Raw genomic sequence first — 20,739 nt, 5'->3', positions numbered from 1 at the left:
GGGTTAAATATCCCTGTTGGAAAGCAGCTGGCTGCCCTGTAAAAATGAAAAAATAGCATCTGCGCTGATATCCTTCGTTTGTTGCGTCGGGCTGACCATCTGATGCTGGTTTTTACCGTAACCCCCGATCAGCCCGGGGTCTGTCGGGCCGAAAATCGTGATATTAGGACGATCCAGTGCGGCGGTTAGATGGCTTAGCCCCGTATCCACGGAAACGACGGCATTCGCGCCCGCCAGCTGCGCGGCAACCTGCGCCAGCGTAAGTTTGGGTAAAACCTCGACGTGGGTAAAGCCTGCGGCCAGACGCTCCGCACGCTGACGCTCATGTTCAGCGCCCCACGGGAGTTTAATATGGATACCGCAAGGTTGCATTAGTTCAATCAGCCTTCGCCAGTGCGTTTCCGGCCAGTGCTTATCGTCGCGCGTTGTGGCATGCAGGAACACCAGATACGGCTCGGCATGCTCCGTCTCGCGCAAAAAATGCTGTGCAATAGCGTAGTCACCCTGGGCTTCAGGTTTTGCATAGCCCAGGCTTTTCGCGAACAGCTCGCGGGTGCGCTCCACGGCGTGCTGCTGCTTCGCAATATGGTGGCGACGGTTATAGAAAAGGCTCGCCAGCGGTTCGCGTGCGGTTTGCCAGCCCATACCGTGCTTTAGGCCGTGTGCCAGACGCGTCACCAGCGCCGCGCTTTTGACCAGCCCCTGGGCGTCGACGATCGCGTCGTAACGCTGCGCCTGCACCGCTTCGCGGAAGGCTTTACGTTCGGCTTTAATCGGTGCGGAGAACCACGCTTTGCGCCAGCGGCGAATCGCCACCGGGATCGCGCGATCGACCGCCTCATGCCAGGTGGGGATTTGCGCGAAGCCTTCTTCCACCACCCAGTCAAAACGGATGCCGGGAATGGCCCGCATGGCGTCCGTCAGCGACGGCAGCGTATGCAGAACATCACCCATCGAGGAGGTTTTAACGATCAATACCCGCATCCGTTATCCTTCTTCGCTCAACAGCAGTTCGTTGAGTTCTTCGAGAACGCGCTGCGGCGTGATGTCGATCAGACTCTGATGATAGCCCTCTGCGGCATCGCCTTTGCGAACCTTATGGTAGCCGGTGATTAGCCGGATAACGCGCGCTTTGTGTGACAGAGGCGGCGTGAAGTCCGGGCTGCTGGGGCCATACAGCGCGACCAGCGGGCGGTCCAGCGCGGCGGCGACGTGCATTAGACCGGAATCGTTAGTGACCACGGCTTTACAGGCGGCAATCAAAATTACGGCCTGCTCAAGCTGCGTTTCTCCCGCAAGGTTCCGGCACCAGGCCTGCTGATCGATGCTCAGCGCGGCGAGAATTTCATTGCCCGCCTCGTGGTCTTTCGCTGAGCCAAACAGCACAATCTGATAGCCTTCGTCGATCAGCTGTTTCGCCAGTTCGGCGTAGTGATAGTGCGGCCAGCGTTTTGCCGGACCAAATTCCGCACCAGGGCAAAAACCAATCATCGGACGCTCGGACGAAATGCCAAACGCGTTGCAGGTATGGGATTTCTCCCCATCGTTGACCTGAAGCTGCGGCCACAGCAGCGGCTGCGGCAGGTCTTTCGCGCTGCGCATTACGCCTTTGTCATAGGCCAGCGCCACATAGCGCTCAACCATCAGCGGCCACGCCTCTTTATCCAGCACCCGGGCGTCGTTCAGCAAACCGTAGCGCATTTCGCCTCGCCAGCCGGTACGGTGCGGCACGCCAGCAAAGAAGGGCACAAGGGCAGATTTGAAGGAGTTAGGCAGCACATAGGCACGGTCATAGCGTTTTTCGCGCAGGCTATGGCCGAGTCTGCGACGCTCGCCAATTTCCAGCGCCCCGTGGCCGAGCGGCATTGGGATCGCCTCGTTCACTTCTGGCATACGCGATAACAGCGGACGGCACCACGCGGGTGCCATCACGTCGATTATCGCCTGGGGATAACGCGCCTTGAGCGTGCGATAGAGACTTTGCGACATCATCATGTCGCCCACCCATGACGGGCCGATCACCAGAATTTTCATACTTATGCGTCGCGGTTCAGCCAGGCCATGTATTCCGTTACGCCTTCGGCAACGGTCTTGAACGGCTTGTCGTAGCCTGCGGCACGCAGGTTGGTCAGGTCAGCCTGCGTGAACGCCTGGTAGCGGCCCTTCAGCTTATCCGGGAAAGGAATATACTCAATGCTGCCTTTTTTATGGTATGCCAGCGTTGCGTCAGCCACGGCCTGGAAGGATTCCGCGCGGCCTGTGCCAAGGTTGAAAATACCGGATACGCCATTTTCCAGGAACCACAGGTTGACGGCCGCCACGTCGCCTACGTAGACGAAGTCACGCTTGAAGCCGTCGCTGCCTTCAAACAGTTTCGGGCTTTCGCCATTATTCAGCTGGGTGTTCAGGTGGAACGCCACGCTCGCCATGCTGCCTTTGTGGCCTTCGCGCGGACCGTAAACGTTGAAGTAGCGGAAGCCAACAATCTGGGAGTTCGCTTCAGGCAGGATCTGGCGCACGTACTCATCAAACAGGAACTTGGAATAGCCGTAAACGTTCAGCGGCTGCTCATATTCGCGGGACTCGATGAAATCAGAGGTGCGGCCGCCGTAGGTTGCCGCAGAGGAGGCGTACAGGAACGGAATTTCACGCTCCAGACAGTAGTGCAGGATCTCTTTGGAGTACTGATAGTTGTTGTCCATCATGTACTTGCCGTCCCACTCGGTGGTGGATGAGCATGCACCTTCGTGGAAGATGGCTTCGATCTCGCCGAACTCTTCGCCTGCCATAATCTGGATAAGGAAGTCCTCTTTATCCATATAATCAGCGATGTTCAGATCCACCAGGTTGACGAACTTGGTGCCGTCTTTCAGGTTATCCACCACCAGAATGTCGGTGATGCCTTTGTCATTGAGAGCTTTAACAATATTGCTGCCGATAAAGCCCGCGCCGCCGGTAACGATGATCATAACTGTAACCTTTGAAGTGTTGAGTCCGGGGACAATCCCGGACGCTAATGTCTTTATCATATCATCACAATGCCCGGTCTTCAGCCATTCACCGATATGCAGCAGGGGTACACGTGATTTATGCTGCAAAAACGAGAAGAGATACTGCGTCATCTCGTCATGAACTATAGGTTTGGGTAATATGTGCCGAAATTTGCCGAGTCTGGAGAATTGCAATGCGTGGTGATTTTTACAAACAGTTAAACAGCGACCTTGATACCGCCCGTGCGGAAGGGTTGTTCAAGGAAGAGCGTATTATCACGTCTGCTCAGCAGGCGGACATCACCGTTGCCGACGGCAGCCATGTGATCAACTTTTGTGCGAACAACTACCTGGGTCTTGCGAATCACCCTGAGCTGATTGCCGCAGCGAAAAACGGCATGGATACCCACGGCTTCGGCATGGCCTCCGTGCGCTTTATCTGCGGCACCCAGGACAGCCACAAGCAGCTTGAACAAAAGCTGGCGAACTTCCTTGGAATGGAAGACGCGATCCTCTACTCCTCCTGCTTCGACGCCAACGGCGGTCTGTTTGAGACGCTGCTGGGCGCAGAAGACGCAATTATCTCCGACGCCCTGAACCACGCCTCTATTATCGACGGCGTCCGCCTGTGTAAAGCGAAGCGTTTCCGCTACGCCAACAACGACATGGTTGAGCTGGAAGCCCGCCTGAAAGAGGCCCGCGAAGCCGGCGCGCGTCATGTGCTCATCGCCACCGATGGCGTGTTCTCTATGGACGGCGTGATCGCTAACCTGAAGGGCGTGTGCGATCTGGCCGACAAATACGACGCGCTGGTGATGGTAGACGACTCGCACGCGGTTGGTTTTGTGGGCGAAAATGGCCGTGGCTCCCACGAATACTGTGACGTGATGGGCCGCGTGGACATCATCACCGGTACGCTGGGCAAAGCGCTTGGCGGTGCTTCCGGCGGCTATACCGCCGCGCGTAAAGAGGTGGTTGAGTGGCTGCGTCAGCGCTCCCGCCCGTATCTGTTCTCCAACTCCCTGGCGCCAGCGATCGTGGCCGCCTCCATTAAAGTGCTGGAGATGGTGGAATCCGGTGCTGAGCTGCGCGACCGCCTGTGGTCCAACGCCCGTCTGTTCCGTGAAAAAATGAGCGCCGCAGGGTTTACCCTGGCCGGTGCTGACCACGCGATCATTCCGGTGATGCTGGGCGATGCGGTCGTCGCGCAGAAATTTGCTCGCGAGCTGCAGAAAGAAGGGATTTACGTGACCGGGTTCTTCTTCCCGGTGGTACCAAAAGGTCAGGCGCGTATCCGCACCCAGATGTCTGCGGCGCACTCGCCTGAACAAATTGAACGTGCGGTGGAAGCCTTTACCCGCATCGGCAAACAGCTGGGCGTAATTGCCTGAGGACGTGTGATGAAAGCGTTATCCAAACTGAAAGCGGAAGAAGGGATTTGGATGACCGACGTGCCGGAGCCGGAAGTCGGTCATAACGATCTGCTGATCAAAATTCGTAAAACCGCCATCTGCGGTACTGACGTTCACATCTACAACTGGGACCAGTGGTCACAGAAAACCATTCCTGTCCCGATGGTGGTCGGCCATGAATATGTGGGTGAAGTAGTTGGCATCGGCCAGGAAGTAAAAGGGTTCAACATCGGCGATCGCGTCTCCGGTGAAGGCCATATTACCTGCGGTCACTGCCGTAACTGCCGCGGTGGTCGTACGCACCTGTGCCGCAACACCGTCGGCGTGGGCGTAAACCGTCCGGGCTGCTTCGCTGAATATCTGGTGATCCCGGCGTTCAACGCGTTCAAAATTCCGGACAATATCTCTGACGATTTGGCCTCCATCTTTGACCCGTTCGGCAACGCGGTGCATACCGCGCTCTCCTTCGACCTGGTGGGTGAAGACGTGCTGGTCTCCGGTGCGGGCCCAATCGGTATTATGGCGGCAGCGGTGGCGAAGCACGTGGGTGCGCGTAACGTCGTGATCACCGACGTCAACGAATACCGTCTGTCGCTGGCACGTAAAATGGGCGTTACCCGCGCGGTGGACGTCTCTAAGGAGAGCCTGACCGACGTGATGGAAGAACTGGGCATGACTGAAGGCTTCGACGTGGGTCTGGAGATGTCCGGTGCGCCACCGGCGTTCCGCACCATGCTTGACACCATGAACCACGGCGGGCGTATCGCGATGCTGGGTATTCCGCCGTCAGATATGTCTATCGACTGGAATAAAGTGATCTTCAAGGGGCTGTTCATTAAAGGCATCTATGGCCGTGAAATGTTCGAAACCTGGTACAAGATGGCGGCATTAATTCAGTCTGGCCTGGATCTGTCCCCGATTATTACCCATCGATTCTCTGTCGATGAGTTCCAGCAGGGCTTTGACGCTATGCGTTCTGGCCAGTCCGGGAAAGTGATTCTGAGCTGGGGTAAATAATGAGAAAGGGGCCGAGGGCCCCTTTTACTTATGCAGCAGTTCTTTCGCAACCAAGCTTGATGAGTACTTTTGCAGCAATAGACTGGATATCAAGTTTGTTGTGGTGTTTATCGAATATTAGCTGCTCTGAGTTATTACCAACAGGCGCGAAAATAGTATTGCCTTCGAATTTTTTATTATGATCCAGCAGCATGGAAAAATAGATAGCAATAAGTTTTTTATCAAAGGCGCAGGCGATATGTACGATGGCTGTATCTACAGAGACAATCAAATCGGCTTTTTTGATAAGTGTTATGGCATCCCAGAGCGAGTTGAAACGACAAATGGTGACCTGGCTATTTTCAATGTGGAGGTTAGCAAGTTTCTTACCTTCACCAATGATAAACACATGAACATCTGGGTTTTGTGTAATCTCATTCGCCAATTTTTCTAACTGTGAAGGCGAGAGGCTGCGCTCTGCAACGCTTGCGAATGGATTGAGGACAACGCACGTTTTACCAGAATGCGATTGCAGATAACTGTCAATAAAGTCATCGTGCTCCGGCAAAACGGGTAACGAATAACGAAGGAATTCAGGCTTAACATTCAATATGTTAAGTATTTCTTTTTGAGGATGGGTAATGTGGAACTCGGAATCAATTGGCAACATTAAGTTATAAGGCTTATCCAGCCAGCCGCCAAATCCAACGGCATATTTATAATGCACTTTACGCAGGAGAAGCGTATTGAACAATTCTTTTCTTTTCATCCATGCGTAATGGCTAATGACTAAATCTGTCTCGATGGTGTTCATTGCATCGATGTTATTGATATCAACAATATAAACTTCATCAATATCCGTCATTTTTTCGAATAAATCGCGATTTCGTTCTTCGACGATGACCTGCAGCGTATACCCTGCCTCTTTTAAACTATGCCAGGTTCCGGTGTGGCAAACAGCATCACCAATTCCAAGGTCTACAAAAGGGAAAAGGATGCGCTTCACACGGGAAACATCAATTTTTTCCTGCCGCTTATCATGGAGCTGGCGCGCTACTGAAAGTAGCTTTAACCGTCTTTTTAATTCTTTCGTTTTATGGTTTCGTTGCCTGTTAATTTCCTTCAGGTAACTAATAATTTTCTTCATGTTCGCGCCAAACCAACTTAAGCAGTATATTGACGATAGTATAATCTTAACGTCTGCCAAAAGGAATGATTGCAATGCCAGAGAGTGGCTTGCATCATTTTATTGTTATTTAACAAGTATTTAAATTATATGCTCTCTGGTTTATCCCGTTTCTGACGTGCGTCACCCCTACTCGCTAATGCCAGCACCGTTTTGTAAATAAAAATTATGGTTCAGACCCGGATATGACAGTGGTAATGGCTGAAGCTATTCTCTCATGATCTAATTGATTAAGATCAGGGGACAATATGTTCAAGCTAACCGTATGCCTTTTGACGTACAACTCTGCTCGTTTGTTACATCAGGTTGTACCCCCTTTGATACGTATTGCGGATGAGATTGTTGTGGTTGATTCCGGGAGCCATGATGAAACGTTATCTGTTCTCGAAGAATATGGAATCTCACCAATTTATCATCCCTATGCCATGCATGGTGAACAGATGAATATAGCCATTTCTCGGTCAAGTAACGATTGGGTTTTATGCATGGACAGTGATGAAATACTGGATGAAGATACCCTGGAATATATCATCGCGCTAAAATCCAGAGAGGAACCTCCAGCAGACTGGGGGTGGAGTCTGTCTCGTTACTGGTATGTGTTAGGCGAGCGCACCCGAACAATCTACCCGGTTTCTTCCCCAGACTATCCCTTGAGGTTATTCAATCGTCGTTATGTCACATTTAACAATCGACCAGTAGATGATAAAGCCGTTGGTGCAGGGCAGGTGATGCGAATACCGGGTCATGTCCGACACGATACCTTTTATTCCCTGCATGAAGTGTTTGATAAGTTAAATACGTATACATCGCGAGTGGTAAAGTATCAGGCACCCAGACCTTCAATCGTACGCGGTATCGTCAGTGCTATTGGTGCCTTCTTTAAATGGTATTTATTTAGCGGTGCATGGAGACAGGGAAAAGTTGGGGTGGTTACGGGACTCTATGCAACCTTGTCCAGTTTTTTAAAATATTTCAAAGCCTGGTATCGCCATCAGGATGAAGGGGAATCCGCAGCCCGAAAGCATACGGATTCACATCTTATTAGATAGTTACGACTTTTTCCCCCAGCCCTGCCACTGATGCTGGAAATACTGCACCAGCGTACTCTGGCTCACGCTTTCGCTGATCACCGTGAAGAAGCGGGTTGCATGCACCGGTTCAGGCGGCTGTTTCAGCGTGCAGTGCTTCACGCCGCGGAACGGATTACGCGGTTGTGTTGCTGGTGGCTGCGCGCTACCCGGACGAGACGTATCCACCTGAGGTTCATTGAGCAGATCGCCCGGACGCACCAGCGTAATATCGGCAGGTAAGGTCGGCAGCATTTGCTGCAACACGCGTACGGTAGACGGATGCGGATGGCCGATGGCAATCGCCGACCCGTTACGGCGCGCCAGCTGTACCGCACGGTTGAACTGCACGCGGATATCCGCCTCGTTCTGGGAGTCGTCCAGGAAGACCTTGCGCTTGATGACCTTCACGCCCGTCCCCTGAGCGGCACGCATTGCCTGGCTGTTGCCGATGGTCATGCTGTCGAGGAAATAGAGATTGTAACGCTCCAGCGCCTGCATCACTTTCAGCATGCCGTACAGGCTGGAGGTCATCGCGCTGCCCATATGGTTATTCAGGCCCACGGCATACGGCACTTTGTTGTAGGCGTCGCGGATGATGCGATCGATCTCGTCGCTGCTCATATCCGGGCGCAGAGTATCTTTTTCCAGCGGCTGCTTGCTGAGGGGCGCCATCGGCAGATGGATGAGGACCTGATGGCCGCTATTATGGGCTTTCGTCGCCATTTCACGGGCATGTGGCGCGTTAGGAAGAACGGCGACGGAGATGGCTGACGGCATCGCCAGCACCTGATTTTCGTAGTGCGGGCGATAACCGAAGTCATCGATCACTATCGCGAGTTTGCCTGCATAAACCGGTGCAGCCAGCGCCAGCGCGCTGACGACGGAGAGAATAATTCGACGAAATTGAAGCAAAACTTATCTTCCCAACCACGGCTGTGGATTGACCGCCTGACCCTGGCGACGAATTTCGAAATAGAGTGACGGGCGGCCCTGACCGCCACTGCTGCCCACAAGGGCAATGGGTTGGCCGGCGCGCACCTGGGTGCCGACGCTGACCAGCGCGCTCTGGTTGTAGCCGTAAAGGCTCATGTCGCCTTTACCGTGTTCAACCACCACCACAAGTCCGTAACCCTGCAGCCAGTCGGCCAGAATAACGCGACCATCGGCGATGGCTTTCACTTCGCTACCTTCAGACGCACCGATAACGATCCCCTTCCAACGTAGCTCACCCTGCAACTGTTCGCCATAGCGATGCAGAATCGTACCGCGAACGGGCCAGTAGGCCTGGCCACGAGGTGAGCCGAGGCCGCCGGTACGCGACATCAGGGAACGTTCATTTTCAGTAGGCTTATAGGTGGTGCCTTTACGGGAGGCTTCCTGCTGCTTATTACGCACGGCCTGTGCTTCACGCGCCTCTTTTTCAGCGCGCGCTTTGGCCGCGGCTTCCGCACGGGCGATGCTGTTACGCAGCTTCGATTCGTTGGCGCGCATTTCGCTCAGCTGGCTTTGTCCTGCCTGAATAGAGGACTCCAGTCCGGCGAGCGTCTTTTTACGTTCATTCCGCGCCTGCTCAAGCTTCGCCTGCTGGGCCTGCTGTTCGTAGAGCAGCGTCTGCTGCTGGCTCTGCTTCTCTTCCAGCTCGGCTTTTTGCGTGGTGACTTCTTCGCGCGTCTGTTTGAGCTGCGCGATAGTCTCCTGACGCGCCTGATTCAGGTAGCCAAAGTAGGCTTGCAGGCGCTGCCCGCGCTGGCTCTCTTCACCGCTGAGGATCAGCTGTAGGCCGGTGTGCTCACCCTGGCGGAAGGCGGCATCAAGCTGTGCAGCAAGGTTGCGCTCCTGTGCGTCACGCTGACGCTCCAGTTTCGCAATCGACGCGTTCATTTCATCGATTTGCTTATTGAGCTGAGCAAGGGTGTTTTGCGTTTCACGCAGCTTACGCGCGGCGGCGGAGATGGCCTCTTCCTGCTTTTTAAGCTGGGCAAGCAGGGCTGAACGCTGCTGCTGCTGCTGGCGTACGGCGCGCTCTTTAGCGGCGATATCAGCCTGAATGGATTTAAGCTGGTCACGGTCATCCGCGTGGGCGGATGCGGCGCACAGCAATACGCCAGCGCTGAGTGCGCTGGCGTAAAGCAGAGGTCTGACTGATAACCTAAGCGGCTTCACGACCCATGTGATTGAAAAAATCGCCTTTCCCCTCATGGGGAGCGATTATTCCACGATGAACAGCGGCTTGCCAGTCATCTCTTTAGGGATTTCCATACCCATCAGCGACAACATGGTTGGCGCGATGTCGGAAAGCTTGCCGCCTTCCACTGCTTTAACTGATTTATCACCTACATAAATCAGCGGAACAGGCAGGTTGGTATGTGCGGTGTGCGCCTGTCCCGTTGCCGGATCGCGCATCTGTTCCGCGTTGCCGTGGTCGGCGGTGATCAGCAGCTGGCCACCTACGGACTCGACAGCTTTCGCAACCTGCTCAACGCAGCGATCCAGCGCTTCAACCGCTTTCACCGCGGCTTCCATCACGCCGGTGTGGCCTACCATATCGCCATTCGGGTAGTTACAAATGATGGTGTCGTATTTACCGCTTTCGATCGCGGCCACCAGTTTTTCGGTCAGCTCCGCGGAGCTCATCTCCGGCTGCAGATCGTACGTCGCAACTTTTGGCGAGTTAATCAGAATGCGGTCTTCGCCTTTGAACGGCTCTTCCACGCCACCGTTAAAGAAGAAGGTCACGTGTGCATACTTTTCAGTTTCAGAAATACGCAGCTGGGTTTTATCGTTTTTCGCCATCCACTCACCGAAGGTATTTTCCAGCGACGCGGGCGGATAAGCGCAAGGGGCTTTGATATCCGCTGCGTACTCGGTCAGCTGGATGAAATCGATCTTCACCACCTTCTTACGGGCGAAACCGTCGAAATCGGCGTTGACGAAGGCACGGGTGATTTCACGCGCGCGGTCAGCACGGAAGTTCATGAAGATCAGCGCATCGCCATCTTCCATGGCGGCATCGGCCTGCCCTTCAGCGCGGATAACGGTCGCCTTCACGAACTCGTCGTTTTCATCGCGCGCGTAAGCGGCTTCCAGGCCTTCAACGGCGGTCGCGTACTGGAACTCGCCTTTTGCCAGGGTCAGCAGGTCATAGGCCTGCTCTACGCGATCCCAGCGGTTGTCGCGGTCCATGGCATAGTAACGACCAATGATGGACGCCACGCGGCCTTTGCCCAGCGCGGCGAATTTGTTTTCAAACGCTTCCAGAGAACCTTTAGCGCTGCGCGGAGGCGTATCACGGCCATCCAGGAACGCGTGCAGATAGATTTTTTCTGCACCGCGCTCGGCGGCCAGCTCTACCATCGCCATGATGTGATCTTCGTGGCTGTGAACGCCGCCCGCAGAGAGCAGGCCCATAATGTGAACGGCTTTACCTGCGGCAACGGCTTTATCAACCGCCCCGGTGAGCGTTGGGTTGGCAAAGAAGGTACGTTCTTTGATTTCAACGTCCAGACGCGTCAGGTCCTGATAAACGATACGGCCCGCGCCCAGGTTAACGTGACCCACTTCAGAGTTACCCATCTGGCGATCTGGCAGACCCACTTCCAGGCCAGACGCATCAATCAGCGTGTGGGGACGTTTTGCCCATAGCGCATCCATAACCGGGGTTTTGGCGTTGAAAATGGCATTATCCTGTTGATCTTCACGGTAGCCATAGCCATCCAGAATCACCAGTACCATAGGTTTTTTAGACACCGACATTGCGACAACCTCATGCTCAAGAGACAAAAAATTTGCGTAATTTTACTACAGCTGAATCGATAAAATAGCCGCAGAAGATCAAAGAAAGCGTGGAGGCAATGCTGTTCTCAGGACATTTTGAGGCTTTTTTTTACGTGGCATGCCGCAGAAAATAGATTAGCTTTATGTCGCTGGCTGTATTTGCCACAACGCACAGGTATACTCCTGTCCTGGTTTTTTTTAATCACTACGTCGGGAGTAGTTACCCCCCATGCAAGAAATTATGCAATTCGTTAGCCGCCACCCGGTCCTGAGCATCGCGTGGATTGGCCTGCTGGTCGCTGTACTGTTCACCACATTTAAGGGACTGACGTCTAAAATTAAGGTGATCACCCGCGGTGAAGCGACTCGTCTGATCAACAAAGAGGACGCCGTTGTGGTTGATCTGCGTCAGCGCGACGATTTCCGTAAGGGCCACATTGCAGGTGCTATCAACCTGCTGCCTGCGGAAATCAAAGCAAACAACATTGGTGAGCTGGAGAAGCATAAAGCCCAGCCGATTATCGTTGTTGACGGCACCGGCATGCAGGCGCAGGAATCTGCCAACGCACTGCATAAAGCAGGTTTTGAAAACGTAACGGTACTGAAAGAAGGCATTTCCGGCTGGAGCGGGGAGAATCTTCCTTTAGTGCGCGGCAAATAAGGAGTTAAGTGATGGCCAATATTGAGATCTACACCAAAGCAACGTGCCCGTTCTGCCACCGAGCGAAAGCGCTGCTGACCAGCAAAGGCGTAACGTTCAAGGAACTGCCGATCGATGGTGACGCGATTAAACGCGAAGAGATGATCCAACGCAGTGGCCGCACGACGGTTCCACAGATTTTTATTGATGCGCAGCACATTGGCGGCTGTGATGACTTGTATGCGCTCGACGCGCGTGGTGGACTCGATCCGCTGCTGCGCTAAGAGACTTTAGGACAATTAAAAAGGGTTTTTCCATGTCAGAACAAAACAACACCGAAATGACTTTCCAGATCCAGCGCATCTACACCAAGGATGTCTCTTTCGAAGCGCCAAATGCGCCGCACGTTTTCCAGAAAGACTGGCAGCCAGAGGTTAAACTTGATCTGGATACCGCATCCACCCAGCTGGCGGATGACGTGTATGAAGTCGTACTGCGTGTAACCGTAACCGCTTCTCTGGGCGAAGAAACTGCATTCCTGTGCGAAGTACAGCAGGGCGGCATCTTCTCCATCGGCGGTATTGAAGGCAACCAGATGGCGCATTGCCTGGGTGCATACTGCCCGAACATCCTGTTCCCGTATGCACGTGAATGCATCACCAGCCTGGTTTCTCGCGGTACGTTCCCACAGCTGAACCTTGCGCCAGTGAACTTTGATGCGCTGTTCATGAACTACCTGCAACAGCAGGCTGGCGAAGGTGCCGAACAACATCAGGATGCCTGATGAGCACTGTTAATGCGTCAATGACTGTGATCGGTGCCGGCTCTTACGGCACCGCTCTTGCCATCACGCTGGCAAGAAATGGTCACGACGTGGTCCTGTGGGGCCACGATCCAAAACATATCGCGACGTTGCAACACGACCGCTGCAACGTGGCGTTTCTCCCGGACGTTCCGTTCCCTGATTCCCTGCATCTGGAAAGCGACCTTGCGACCGCGCTGGCCGCCAGCCGCAATATTCTGATTGTGGTGCCGAGCCATGTGTTTGGCGAAGTGCTGCGTCAGATTAAGCCGCTGATGCGTGCGGATGCGCGCGTTGTGTGGGCGACGAAGGGGCTGGAAGCCGAAACCGGACGTCTGTTGCAGGACGTTGCCCGCGAAGCGCTGGGTACGGAGATCCCCCTGGCGGTGATCTCCGGGCCGACCTTTGCCAAAGAGCTGGCTGCTGGCCTGCCGACAGCGATTTCGCTGGCATCCACCGACCAGGCCTTCTCCGACGATCTCCAGCAACTGCTGCACTGCGGCAAGAGTTTCCGCGTGTACAGTAACCCCGATTTTATCGGCGTGCAGCTGGGCGGTGCGGTGAAGAACGTCATTGCTATTGGCGCCGGGATGTCCGACGGCATCGGTTTCGGCGCGAATGCGCGTACGGCGCTGATTACCCGCGGGCTGACCGAAATGTCCCGCCTTGGCGAAGCGCTGGGTGCCGATCCGGCCACCTTTATGGGGATGGCGGGCCTGGGCGACCTGGTGCTGACCTGCACCGACAACCAGTCGCGTAACCGCCGCTTTGGCATGATGCTCGGACAGGGCAGCGATGTTAAAAGCGCGCAGGAGAAGATTGGTCAGGTGGTTGAAGGCTATCGCAATACCAAAGAAGTTCGCGAATTGGCGCACCGTTTTGGTGTCGAAATGCCAATAACCGAGGAAATTTATCAGGTATTGTATTGCGGAAAAAATGCGCGCGAGGCAGCATTGACCTTATTAGGTCGTGCGCGCAAGGACGAGCGCAGCAGCAATTAGCCGGGAAATATCGTCACCTGAATGACCCAGCCAGCGCAGAACTGGCTGGTCATTAACTATCGTCTGGAGCAAGCAATGCCGTGTGAAGAACTGGATATCGTCTGGAACAATATTAAAGCCGAAGCGCGAGCTTTGGCAGACTGTGAGCCTATGCTGGCCAGTTTCTATCACGCGACGCTACTCAAGCACGAAAATCTCGGCAGCGCCCTGAGCTATATGCTCGCCAATAAGCTGGCTTCCCCTATCATGCCTGCTATCGCTATCCGCGAAGTGGTGGAAGAGGCCTACGCCGCAGATCCTGAGATGATCGCCTCTGCCGCCTGTGATATCCAGGCCGTGCGCACGCGTGACCCGGCCGTCGATAAATATTCCACGCCGCTGCTGTATCTCAAAGGCTTTCACGCCTTACAGGCGTACCGCATCGGTCACTGGTTATGGAATGAGGGCCGCCGCGCGCTGGCTATCTTCCTGCAAAACCAGGTCTCGGTGACCTTCCAGGTGGATATCCACCCGGCGGCTAAGATTGGCCGCGGGATCATGCTCGATCACGCCACCGGCATTGTCGTCGGGGAAACGGCGGTGATTGAGGATGACGTGTCGATCCTGCAATCCGTTACGCTGGGCGGTACCGGTAAAACCAGCGGCGATCGCCATCCGAAAATTCGTGAAGGGGTGATGATTGGCGCAGGCGCTAAAATCCTGGGCAATATCGAAGTCGGACGCGGAGCGAAGATTGGCGCGGGGTCGGTTGTGCTACAGCCGGTACCGCCGCATACCACTGCCGCGGGCGTCCCGGCGCGCATCGTCGGTAAGCCAGACAGCGATAAACCGTCGATGGATATGGATCAGCACTTCAACGGGATCCACCACACCTTCGAATACGGCGACGGCATTTAAGCGTCGGCAAGCCCGAAAAAAAAGCCCGGTGAGTGAATGCACCGGGCTTTGGATTAGTTGCGGTATAACACTTTGATAATGTGATATCCGAACTGCGTGTGCAGCGGGCCGGTTGGCTCCAGCACCGGGCAGGAGAAGACCACTTTATCAAACGCCGGAACCATCTGGCCCTGGCGAAACTCGCCTAAATCACCACCGCGTTTGCCTGACGGGCAAATGGAGTGCTTCTTCGCCAGCTTGCCGAAGTCGGCGCCGTTTTTGATCTGCTCCAGAAGATCCTGTGCCAGTTTCTCTTCTTTAACAAGGATATGCAGTGCTGCTGCTGTTTTTGCCATGATCGTGCCTTGAGTCGACTAGTTTACGATCGGTATACTACCACGCGTTTTTCCTCCTCTCCCTACTTTCATTGAGCGATCGTTTATGCGTTTAAACCCCGGACAACAACAAGCTGTCGAATTCGTCACCGGACCATGCCTGGTGCTGGCGGGGGCGGGATCCGGTAAAACACGCGTGATCACCAACAAAATCGCCCACCTGATTCGCGGCTGCGGATACCAGGCGCGCCATATCGCGGCGGTCACCTTTACCAACAAAGCGGCGCGCGAAATGAAAGAGCGCGTGGGCCAGACGCTGGGCCGTAAAGAGGCGCGCGGGCTGATGATCTCCACCTTCCACACGCTGGGTCTGGATATCATCAAGCGCGAATACGCGGCGCTGGGGATGAAGTCCAACTTTTCGCTCTTCGATGACACTGACCAGGTGGCGCTGCTTAAAGAGCTGACGGAAGGGCTGATTGAGGACGACAAGGTTCTGCTGCAACAGCTGATCTCGACGATCTCCAACTGGAAAAACGATCTGATGACGCCAGCCCAGGCGGCGGCGAGCGCCAAAGGCGAGCGCGATCGCATTTTTGCCCACTGCTACGGGCTGTACGACGCGCATATGAAAGCGTGTAACGTGCTGGATTTCGACGATCTGATCCTGCTGCCGACGCTGCTGCTCCAGCGTAACGAAGAGGTGCGCGAGCGCTGGCAGAACAAAATCCGCTACCTTCTGGTGGATGAATATCAGGATACCAACACCAGCCAGTACGAGCTGGTTAAGCTGCTGGTAGGACAGCGCGCGCGCTTTACCGTCGTAGGGGACGACGACCAGTCCATTTACTCCTGGCGCGGCGCGCGTCCGCAAAACCTGGTGCTGCTGAGCAAAGACTTTCCGGCGTTGCAGGTGATTAAACTGGAGCAGAACTACCGTTCCTCCGGACGCATTCTGAAGGCGGCGAACATCCTGATTGCCAATAACCCGCACGTGTTTGAGAAGCGTCTGTTTTCCGAGCTGGGCTACGGTACCGAACTGAAAGTGCTTAGCGCCAATAACGAAGAGCACGAAGCGGAGCGCGTAACGGGGGAGCTGATTGCCCACCACTTCGTCAACAAAACCGAATACAAGGATTATGCGATCCTCTATCGCGGTAATCACCAGTCCCGCGTCTTTGAAAAGATGCTGATGCAGAACCGCATTCCGTACAAAATTTCCGGCGGCACGTCGTTCTTCTCGCGTCCTGAAATCAAGGATCTGCTGGCCTATCTGCGCGTGCTGACGAATCCGGACGACGACAGCGCCTTTCTGCGTATCGTGAACACGCCGAAGCGCGAAATTGGTCCTGCGACGCTGCAAAAGCTGGGCGAATGGGCGATGACCCGCAACAAGAGCCTGTTTACCGCCAGCTTCGACATGGGGCTGAGCCAGACCCTGACCGGGCGCGGTTATGACTCCTTGACCCGCTTCACCCACTGGCTGGGTGAGGTGCAGCGCCTGGCCGAGCGCGAGCCCGTGGCGGCGGTACGCGATCTGATCCACGGCATTGACTATGAATCCTGGCTGTACGAAACCTCCGCCAGCCCGAAAGCGGCAGAGATGCGTATGAAAAACGTTAACCAGCTCTTCAGCTGGATGACCGAAATGCTGGAGGGTTCTGAGTTAGACGAGCCAATGACCCTGACGCAGGTGGTCACCCGCTTCACGCTGCGCGATATGATGGAGCGCGGCGAAAGTGAAGAAGAGGCCGATCAGGTTCAGCTGATGACGCTGCATGCGTCGAAAGGGCTGGAGTTCCCGTATGTCTATCTGGTGGGTATGGAAGAGGGGTTACTGCCGCACCAGAGCAGCATCGATGAAGATAACGTCGACGAAGAGCGCCGTCTGGCCTACGTGGGGATCACCCGTGCGCAGAAAGAGCTGACGTTCACGCTGTGCAAAGAGCGCCGCCAGTACGGCGAGCTGGTGCGCCCGGAGCCGAGCCGTTTCCTGCTGGAGTTGCCGCAGGACGATCTTATCTGGGAGCAGGAACGCAAAGTCATTACCGCTGAAGAGCGCATGCACAAAGGCCAGGCAAACGTGGCAAACATACGCGCGATGCTGGCAAAAGCCAAAGAGAAAGGATAATTTTTGCAGGCCGGGTAAGCGCACCCGGCACTGTACGGACGTTTACTTCACCTCAAGCGCCCAGTGCACATAGCTTTGCCACTGGAACTCCTGCTCAACCAGTTCTGCGCCAAGTGGATGATCTTCAAGCCAGTTTTTCGGCAGCGTCAGCGTCAGTTTCTCATCGTCCGCCACCAGCGTAATGTCCGGCAGCAAATCATCGCGACGGCGGCTGGCAAACAGAATGGCCAGGCGCAGCAGGCGGCAAAGATGCTCGGCCACGCGCGGGGGCACAGCGTTCTGCTGATGAAGCGAAGAGAGATCGACGGCGTTGGTCTGGTTCAGCAACAGGGTGGCCAGCAGCTTCTTCTGCGCGGGCGTAAAGCCCGGCAAATCGAGATTGCGCACCAGCCAGGCCGCGTGCAGCGGCGCCTGCTTGTACTCCACGCTCAAACCAATTTCATGCAACGCGCAGGCGCTAAGCAGCAGATCGCGGCTTAAAGGTTCAATATCCCAGCTTTTCTTTACCTGATCGGCAAACAATGAGGCCAGCTGGCTCACCCGCTGCGCCTGGTCGGTATCGACGATAAAGCGGCGCTGAACGTTACGCAGCGTGCGGCTACGGATGTCCTGATCGACAGACTGGTGCAGCATTCCATAAACCAGACCTTCGCGCAGCGCGCCGCCTGCCAGCGTCATACACTGGATATTCAGCTCGGTGAAAATGGCGATCAGAATGGCGAGCCCGCTTGGGAAAACCAGCGCACGTTCGAGCGTCAGCCCCTCAATTTCAAGCTCTTCCAGGCGACCACACTGGATGGCGCGCTGTTTCAGCTGCTGGAGCTTGGCAAGCGTGATCCGCTCGTCCATCCCCTGCGCCATCATGATCTCCTGCAATGCCTGTACGGTTCCGGATGCCCCTACGCAAACTTTCCAGCCGTGATAGCGCAGTTCGTCCATGACCGGGCGCAGCACTTCGCGTGCAGCGTTTTCCGCTTCATCGAAGTTTTCTTTCGCCAGGTTGCGGTCGGTAAAGTAACGCTCCAGCCAGGTCACGCAGCCCATCGACAGGCTGAAAAGCGACGTCGCCTGGGCACCCGTGCCGGTCACCAGTTCGGTGCTGGCACCGCCAATATCCACGACCAGACGGCGATCGTCGCCGCCGGTAGTGTGCGCTACACCCTGATAGATCAGGCGCGCTTCTTCTTCACCGCTGATGACCTGCACCGGGCAGCCCAGAATGTCCTGCGCTCTGGCTATGAAATCGCCAGCGTTAACCGCCAGACGAAGGGTTGCCGTGGCAACAACGCGAATTTGACTGAGGGGGATATCCTGCAGACGTTCGGCAAACAGACGCAGGCACTGCCAGCCACGTTCCATGGCTTCAGGAGAGAGGTGGTTATCGCCGCTCAGGCCCGCCGCGAGGCGGACCTTGCGCTTGATGCGCGTCAGCGTTTGTATGCTTCCTGCCACCTCGCGCACAACCAGCATATGAAAGCTATTCGAACCGAGATCGATTGCCGCATAAAGCGAGGTGGAGCTGAGCATATTTTCTTAACCTGAACGACGACGATTACGCGGTGCGCCGCCGGAACGACGCGGGCCATTGCCGGAGCGCGGGCGGGTCAGGCGCTTAGGCGGCGGCAGCTCGCTTAACAGCGCGTCCGGGTTGTATTTGCTTTGCGGAATAGAGTGACCGATATAGGTCTCAATGGCCGGAAGATTCAGCGCATACTCTTCACACGCGAGGCTAATAGAGTGACCGCTTGCGCCCGCACGACCGGTACGACCGATACGGTGTACATAGTCTTCGCAGTCGTCTGGCAGGTCGTAGTTAAAGACGTGTGTCACGGCTGGAATATGCAGGCCACGGGCCGCCACGTCGGTTGCGACCAGAATATCGAGGTCGCCGCGGGTAAATTCTTCGAGAATACGCAGGCGTTTTTTCTGCGCAACGTCGCCGGTCAGCAGGCCTACGCGGTGACCATCTGCCGCCAGGTGGCCCCAGATATCTTCACAGCGGTGCTTGGTGTTCGCAAAGATAATGGCGCGATCCGGCCACTCTTCTTCGATCAGCGTTTGCAGCAGGCGCATTTTCTCTTCATTAGATGGATAGAAGAGCTCTTCTTTAATGCGGTGGCCGGTTTTCTGCTCCGGTTCCACTTCTACATATTCGGCGTTGTTCATCTGCTCGAATGCGAGTTCACGCACGCGGTATGACAGGGTTGCGGAGAACAGCATGTTCAGGCGCTGGTCTGCGGCAGGCATACGGCGGAACAGCCAGCGGATATCTTTGATGAAGCCCAGATCGTACATGCGGTCTGCTTCATCCAACACCACCACCTGGATTGCGCCGAGGTTGATATGGTTCTGTTTGGCGTAGTCGATAAGACGGCCAGTGGTCCCAATCAGGATATCCACGCCGCTTTCCAGCACCTTCAGCTGCTTATCGTAACCGTCCCCGCCATAGGCCAGGCCGAGTTTCAGGCCGGTGGCTTGCGCCAGAGGCTCAGCGTCTGCGTGGATCTGTACCGCCAGTTCTCGCGTCGGGGCCATAATTAGCGCGCGCGGCTGGTTAACTTTGCGGTCTGCAATCGCCGGGTGAGAAAGTAAATAATGAAACGTTGACGTTAAAAACGCCATCGTTTTGCCGGTACCGGTTTGCGCCTGCCCTGCAACGTCGCGACCGGCCAGCGTCAGCGGCAGGGCGAGAGCCTGAATGGGCGTGCAGTTATGAAACCCTTTTGTTTCAAGGGCTTCGATCACCTTCGGGTGCAGGGCGAAGTCGGAAAACTTCTGTTCTGTTAAATGTGTTTTGCTCATAGTGTGGTAGAATATCAGCTTACTATTGCTTTACGAAAGCGTATCCGGTGAAATAAAGTCAACCTTTAGTTGGTTAATGCGACATCAACACGTCGTTGGTGGAGATAAAACCAACGTACCAGGCTTATTCCTGTGGAGTTATATATGAGCGATAAAATTATTCACCTGACTGACGACAGTTTTGACACGGACGTACTTAAAGCTGACGGGCTGATCCTCGTTGATTTCTGGGCTGAATGGTGTGGTCCTTGCAAAATGATCGCTCCGATTCTGGATGAAATCGCTGACGAATATCAGGGCAAACTGACCGTTGCCAAGCTGAACATCGACCAGAACCCGGGCACCGCGCCAAAATACGGTATCCGTGGCATTCCGACCTTGCTGCTGTTCAAAAACGGCGACGTGGCGGCGACCAAAGTGGGCGCACTGTCCAAAGGTCAACTGAAAGAGTTCCTGGACGCTAACCTGGCGTAAGGTTTCTCAGCCGAGCGTCCAGATCGCCTAATTAATGGTGAACTCTGGACGCCCGGCTTTAGTCGTGCTAAGTTAGCTATGACTACGTTTTAAACATATCTTGTTGTTTGAATCTTGTTTTACCCGATACTTCCCGTTGTTAACATAAACAGTGCGTGAAGTTGCTAGATTCCGGGCTTGTCACTCAATCCGTCTTGTCGTTTCAGTTCTGCGTTCTTTCCCTGTGACCAGACAGCGAACAGACATGAGG

Annotated in this window: 20 protein-coding genes; 10 read left to right on the top strand and 10 right to left on the bottom strand. The window is 55.0% G+C overall.

The features are described from left to right. Positions 1–3: 3 nt before the first annotated feature. Genes rfaC through rfaD form a run of 3 tightly spaced genes read right to left on the bottom strand, consistent with a single transcriptional unit; the run spans position 4 to position 2,969 of the window. The gene (gene rfaC / locus OWK27_RS11295; RefSeq protein WP_267590398.1) at positions 4–984 is read right to left on the bottom strand and encodes a lipopolysaccharide heptosyltransferase RfaC; all 981 of its coding nucleotides are present in this window, start codon (positions 982–984) and stop codon (positions 4–6) included. Positions 985–987: 3 nt separating this feature from the next. Continuing rightward, positions 988–2,034 carry an ADP-heptose--LPS heptosyltransferase RfaF gene (gene rfaF, locus OWK27_RS11290; protein WP_252004824.1) on the bottom strand — a complete coding sequence of 349 codons (1,047 nt, stop codon included), beginning with the start codon at positions 2,032–2,034 and terminating at the stop codon, positions 988–990. A 2-nt stretch (positions 2,035–2,036) separates the two neighbouring features. After that, positions 2,037–2,969, bottom strand: a complete 933-nt coding sequence (rfaD, locus tag OWK27_RS11285) for an ADP-glyceromanno-heptose 6-epimerase (RefSeq protein WP_148421661.1) — start codon at positions 2,967–2,969, stop codon at positions 2,037–2,039. 215 nt (positions 2,970–3,184) lie between these two features. On the opposite strand from rfaD, the gene kbl reads away from it, so the two are divergent. Next, positions 3,185–4,381: a glycine C-acetyltransferase gene (kbl, locus tag OWK27_RS11280; protein ID WP_242174418.1), complete on the top strand. Its 1,197-nt coding sequence runs from the start codon at positions 3,185–3,187 to the stop codon at positions 4,379–4,381. A gap of 9 nt (positions 4,382–4,390) precedes the next feature. Then, the gene (tdh, locus tag OWK27_RS11275) at positions 4,391–5,419 is read left to right on the top strand and encodes an L-threonine 3-dehydrogenase (protein WP_148421660.1); all 1,029 of its coding nucleotides are present in this window, start codon (positions 4,391–4,393) and stop codon (positions 5,417–5,419) included. Positions 5,420–5,447: 28 nt separating this feature from the next. Here tdh and OWK27_RS11270 read toward each other — a convergent pair whose 3' ends face one another. Then, positions 5,448–6,545, bottom strand: coding sequence for a glycosyltransferase family 9 protein (locus OWK27_RS11270; RefSeq protein ID WP_267590397.1), 1,098 nt, complete (start codon positions 6,543–6,545; stop codon positions 5,448–5,450). A 287-nt stretch (positions 6,546–6,832) separates the two neighbouring features. On the opposite strand from OWK27_RS11270, the gene OWK27_RS11265 reads away from it, so the two are divergent. Then, the gene (locus OWK27_RS11265) at positions 6,833–7,633 is read left to right on the top strand and encodes a glycosyltransferase family 2 protein (protein ID WP_267590396.1); all 801 of its coding nucleotides are present in this window, start codon (positions 6,833–6,835) and stop codon (positions 7,631–7,633) included. On the opposite strand, the gene OWK27_RS11260 is transcribed toward OWK27_RS11265, so the two are convergent. Genes OWK27_RS11260 through gpmM form a run of 3 tightly spaced genes read right to left on the bottom strand, consistent with a single transcriptional unit; the run spans position 7,634 to position 11,407 of the window. Further along, positions 7,634–8,566, bottom strand: a complete 933-nt coding sequence (locus OWK27_RS11260; protein WP_148421657.1) for a divergent polysaccharide deacetylase family protein — start codon at positions 8,564–8,566, stop codon at positions 7,634–7,636. Positions 8,567–8,569: 3 nt separating this feature from the next. After that, on the bottom strand, positions 8,570–9,829 hold the full coding sequence (gene envC / locus OWK27_RS11255) for a murein hydrolase activator EnvC (protein WP_252004852.1): 1,260 nt from the start codon (positions 9,827–9,829) through the stop codon (positions 8,570–8,572). A 33-nt stretch (positions 9,830–9,862) separates the two neighbouring features. Next, positions 9,863–11,407: a 2,3-bisphosphoglycerate-independent phosphoglycerate mutase gene (gpmM, locus tag OWK27_RS11250; RefSeq protein ID WP_193355357.1), complete on the bottom strand. Its 1,545-nt coding sequence runs from the start codon at positions 11,405–11,407 to the stop codon at positions 9,863–9,865. A gap of 250 nt (positions 11,408–11,657) precedes the next feature. Between gpmM and OWK27_RS11245 the strand changes: the two genes are divergently transcribed. From OWK27_RS11245 to cysE, 5 genes are all read left to right on the top strand, one after another. Beyond that, the gene (locus OWK27_RS11245) at positions 11,658–12,089 is read left to right on the top strand and encodes a rhodanese-like domain-containing protein (protein ID WP_003860840.1); all 432 of its coding nucleotides are present in this window, start codon (positions 11,658–11,660) and stop codon (positions 12,087–12,089) included. 11 nt (positions 12,090–12,100) lie between these two features. Continuing rightward, positions 12,101–12,352 (top strand): glutaredoxin 3, encoded by a 252-nt coding sequence (gene grxC, locus OWK27_RS11240; RefSeq protein ID WP_148421654.1) that lies wholly within the window; start codon positions 12,101–12,103, stop codon positions 12,350–12,352. 32 nt (positions 12,353–12,384) lie between these two features. After that, positions 12,385–12,852 carry a protein-export chaperone SecB gene (gene secB / locus OWK27_RS11235; protein WP_003860835.1) on the top strand — a complete coding sequence of 156 codons (468 nt, stop codon included), beginning with the start codon at positions 12,385–12,387 and terminating at the stop codon, positions 12,850–12,852. Then, positions 12,852–13,871, top strand: a complete 1,020-nt coding sequence (gpsA, locus tag OWK27_RS11230) for an NAD(P)H-dependent glycerol-3-phosphate dehydrogenase (protein ID WP_148421653.1) — start codon at positions 12,852–12,854, stop codon at positions 13,869–13,871. The genes secB and gpsA overlap by 1 nt, the downstream gene beginning before the upstream one ends. A 75-nt stretch (positions 13,872–13,946) precedes the next feature. Continuing rightward, on the top strand, positions 13,947–14,768 hold the full coding sequence (gene cysE / locus OWK27_RS11225; RefSeq protein WP_022646641.1) for a serine O-acetyltransferase: 822 nt from the start codon (positions 13,947–13,949) through the stop codon (positions 14,766–14,768). 53 nt (positions 14,769–14,821) lie between these two features. Here the strand turns inward: cysE and ppiC are convergent, their stop codons facing one another. Next, entirely contained in the window at positions 14,822–15,103 is a 282-nt protein-coding gene (gene ppiC / locus OWK27_RS11220) for a peptidylprolyl isomerase PpiC (protein WP_006812396.1), read from the bottom strand. 85 nt (positions 15,104–15,188) lie between these two features. On the opposite strand from ppiC, the gene rep reads away from it, so the two are divergent. Next, a complete protein-coding gene (gene rep / locus OWK27_RS11215) occupies positions 15,189–17,213 on the top strand; it encodes a DNA helicase Rep (protein WP_267590395.1) in 2,025 nt (674 codons plus the stop codon). Between the two features lie 42 nt (positions 17,214–17,255). On the opposite strand, the gene gppA is transcribed toward rep, so the two are convergent. Together gppA and rhlB are read right to left on the bottom strand one after the other, a co-directional pair. Further along, positions 17,256–18,740, bottom strand: coding sequence for a guanosine-5'-triphosphate,3'-diphosphate diphosphatase (gene gppA, locus OWK27_RS11210; protein ID WP_176609021.1), 1,485 nt, complete (start codon positions 18,738–18,740; stop codon positions 17,256–17,258). 6 nt (positions 18,741–18,746) lie between these two features. Beyond that, complete coding sequence (gene rhlB, locus OWK27_RS11205) at positions 18,747–20,015, bottom strand: ATP-dependent RNA helicase RhlB (protein ID WP_148421650.1); 1,269 nt, start codon at positions 20,013–20,015, stop codon at positions 18,747–18,749. Between the two features lie 144 nt (positions 20,016–20,159). On the opposite strand from rhlB, the gene trxA reads away from it, so the two are divergent. Continuing rightward, positions 20,160–20,489, top strand: a complete 330-nt coding sequence (trxA, locus tag OWK27_RS11200; RefSeq protein WP_006812392.1) for a thioredoxin TrxA — start codon at positions 20,160–20,162, stop codon at positions 20,487–20,489. Positions 20,490–20,739: the final 250 nt, after the last annotated feature.

This window comes from Enterobacter cloacae complex sp. 2022EL-00788 (assembly GCF_026627565.1).
In the GTDB taxonomy this organism is placed as follows: Bacteria; Pseudomonadota; Gammaproteobacteria; order Enterobacterales; family Enterobacteriaceae; genus Enterobacter; species Enterobacter pasteurii.
This window is presented reverse-complemented; position numbering and strand designations above follow the sequence as displayed.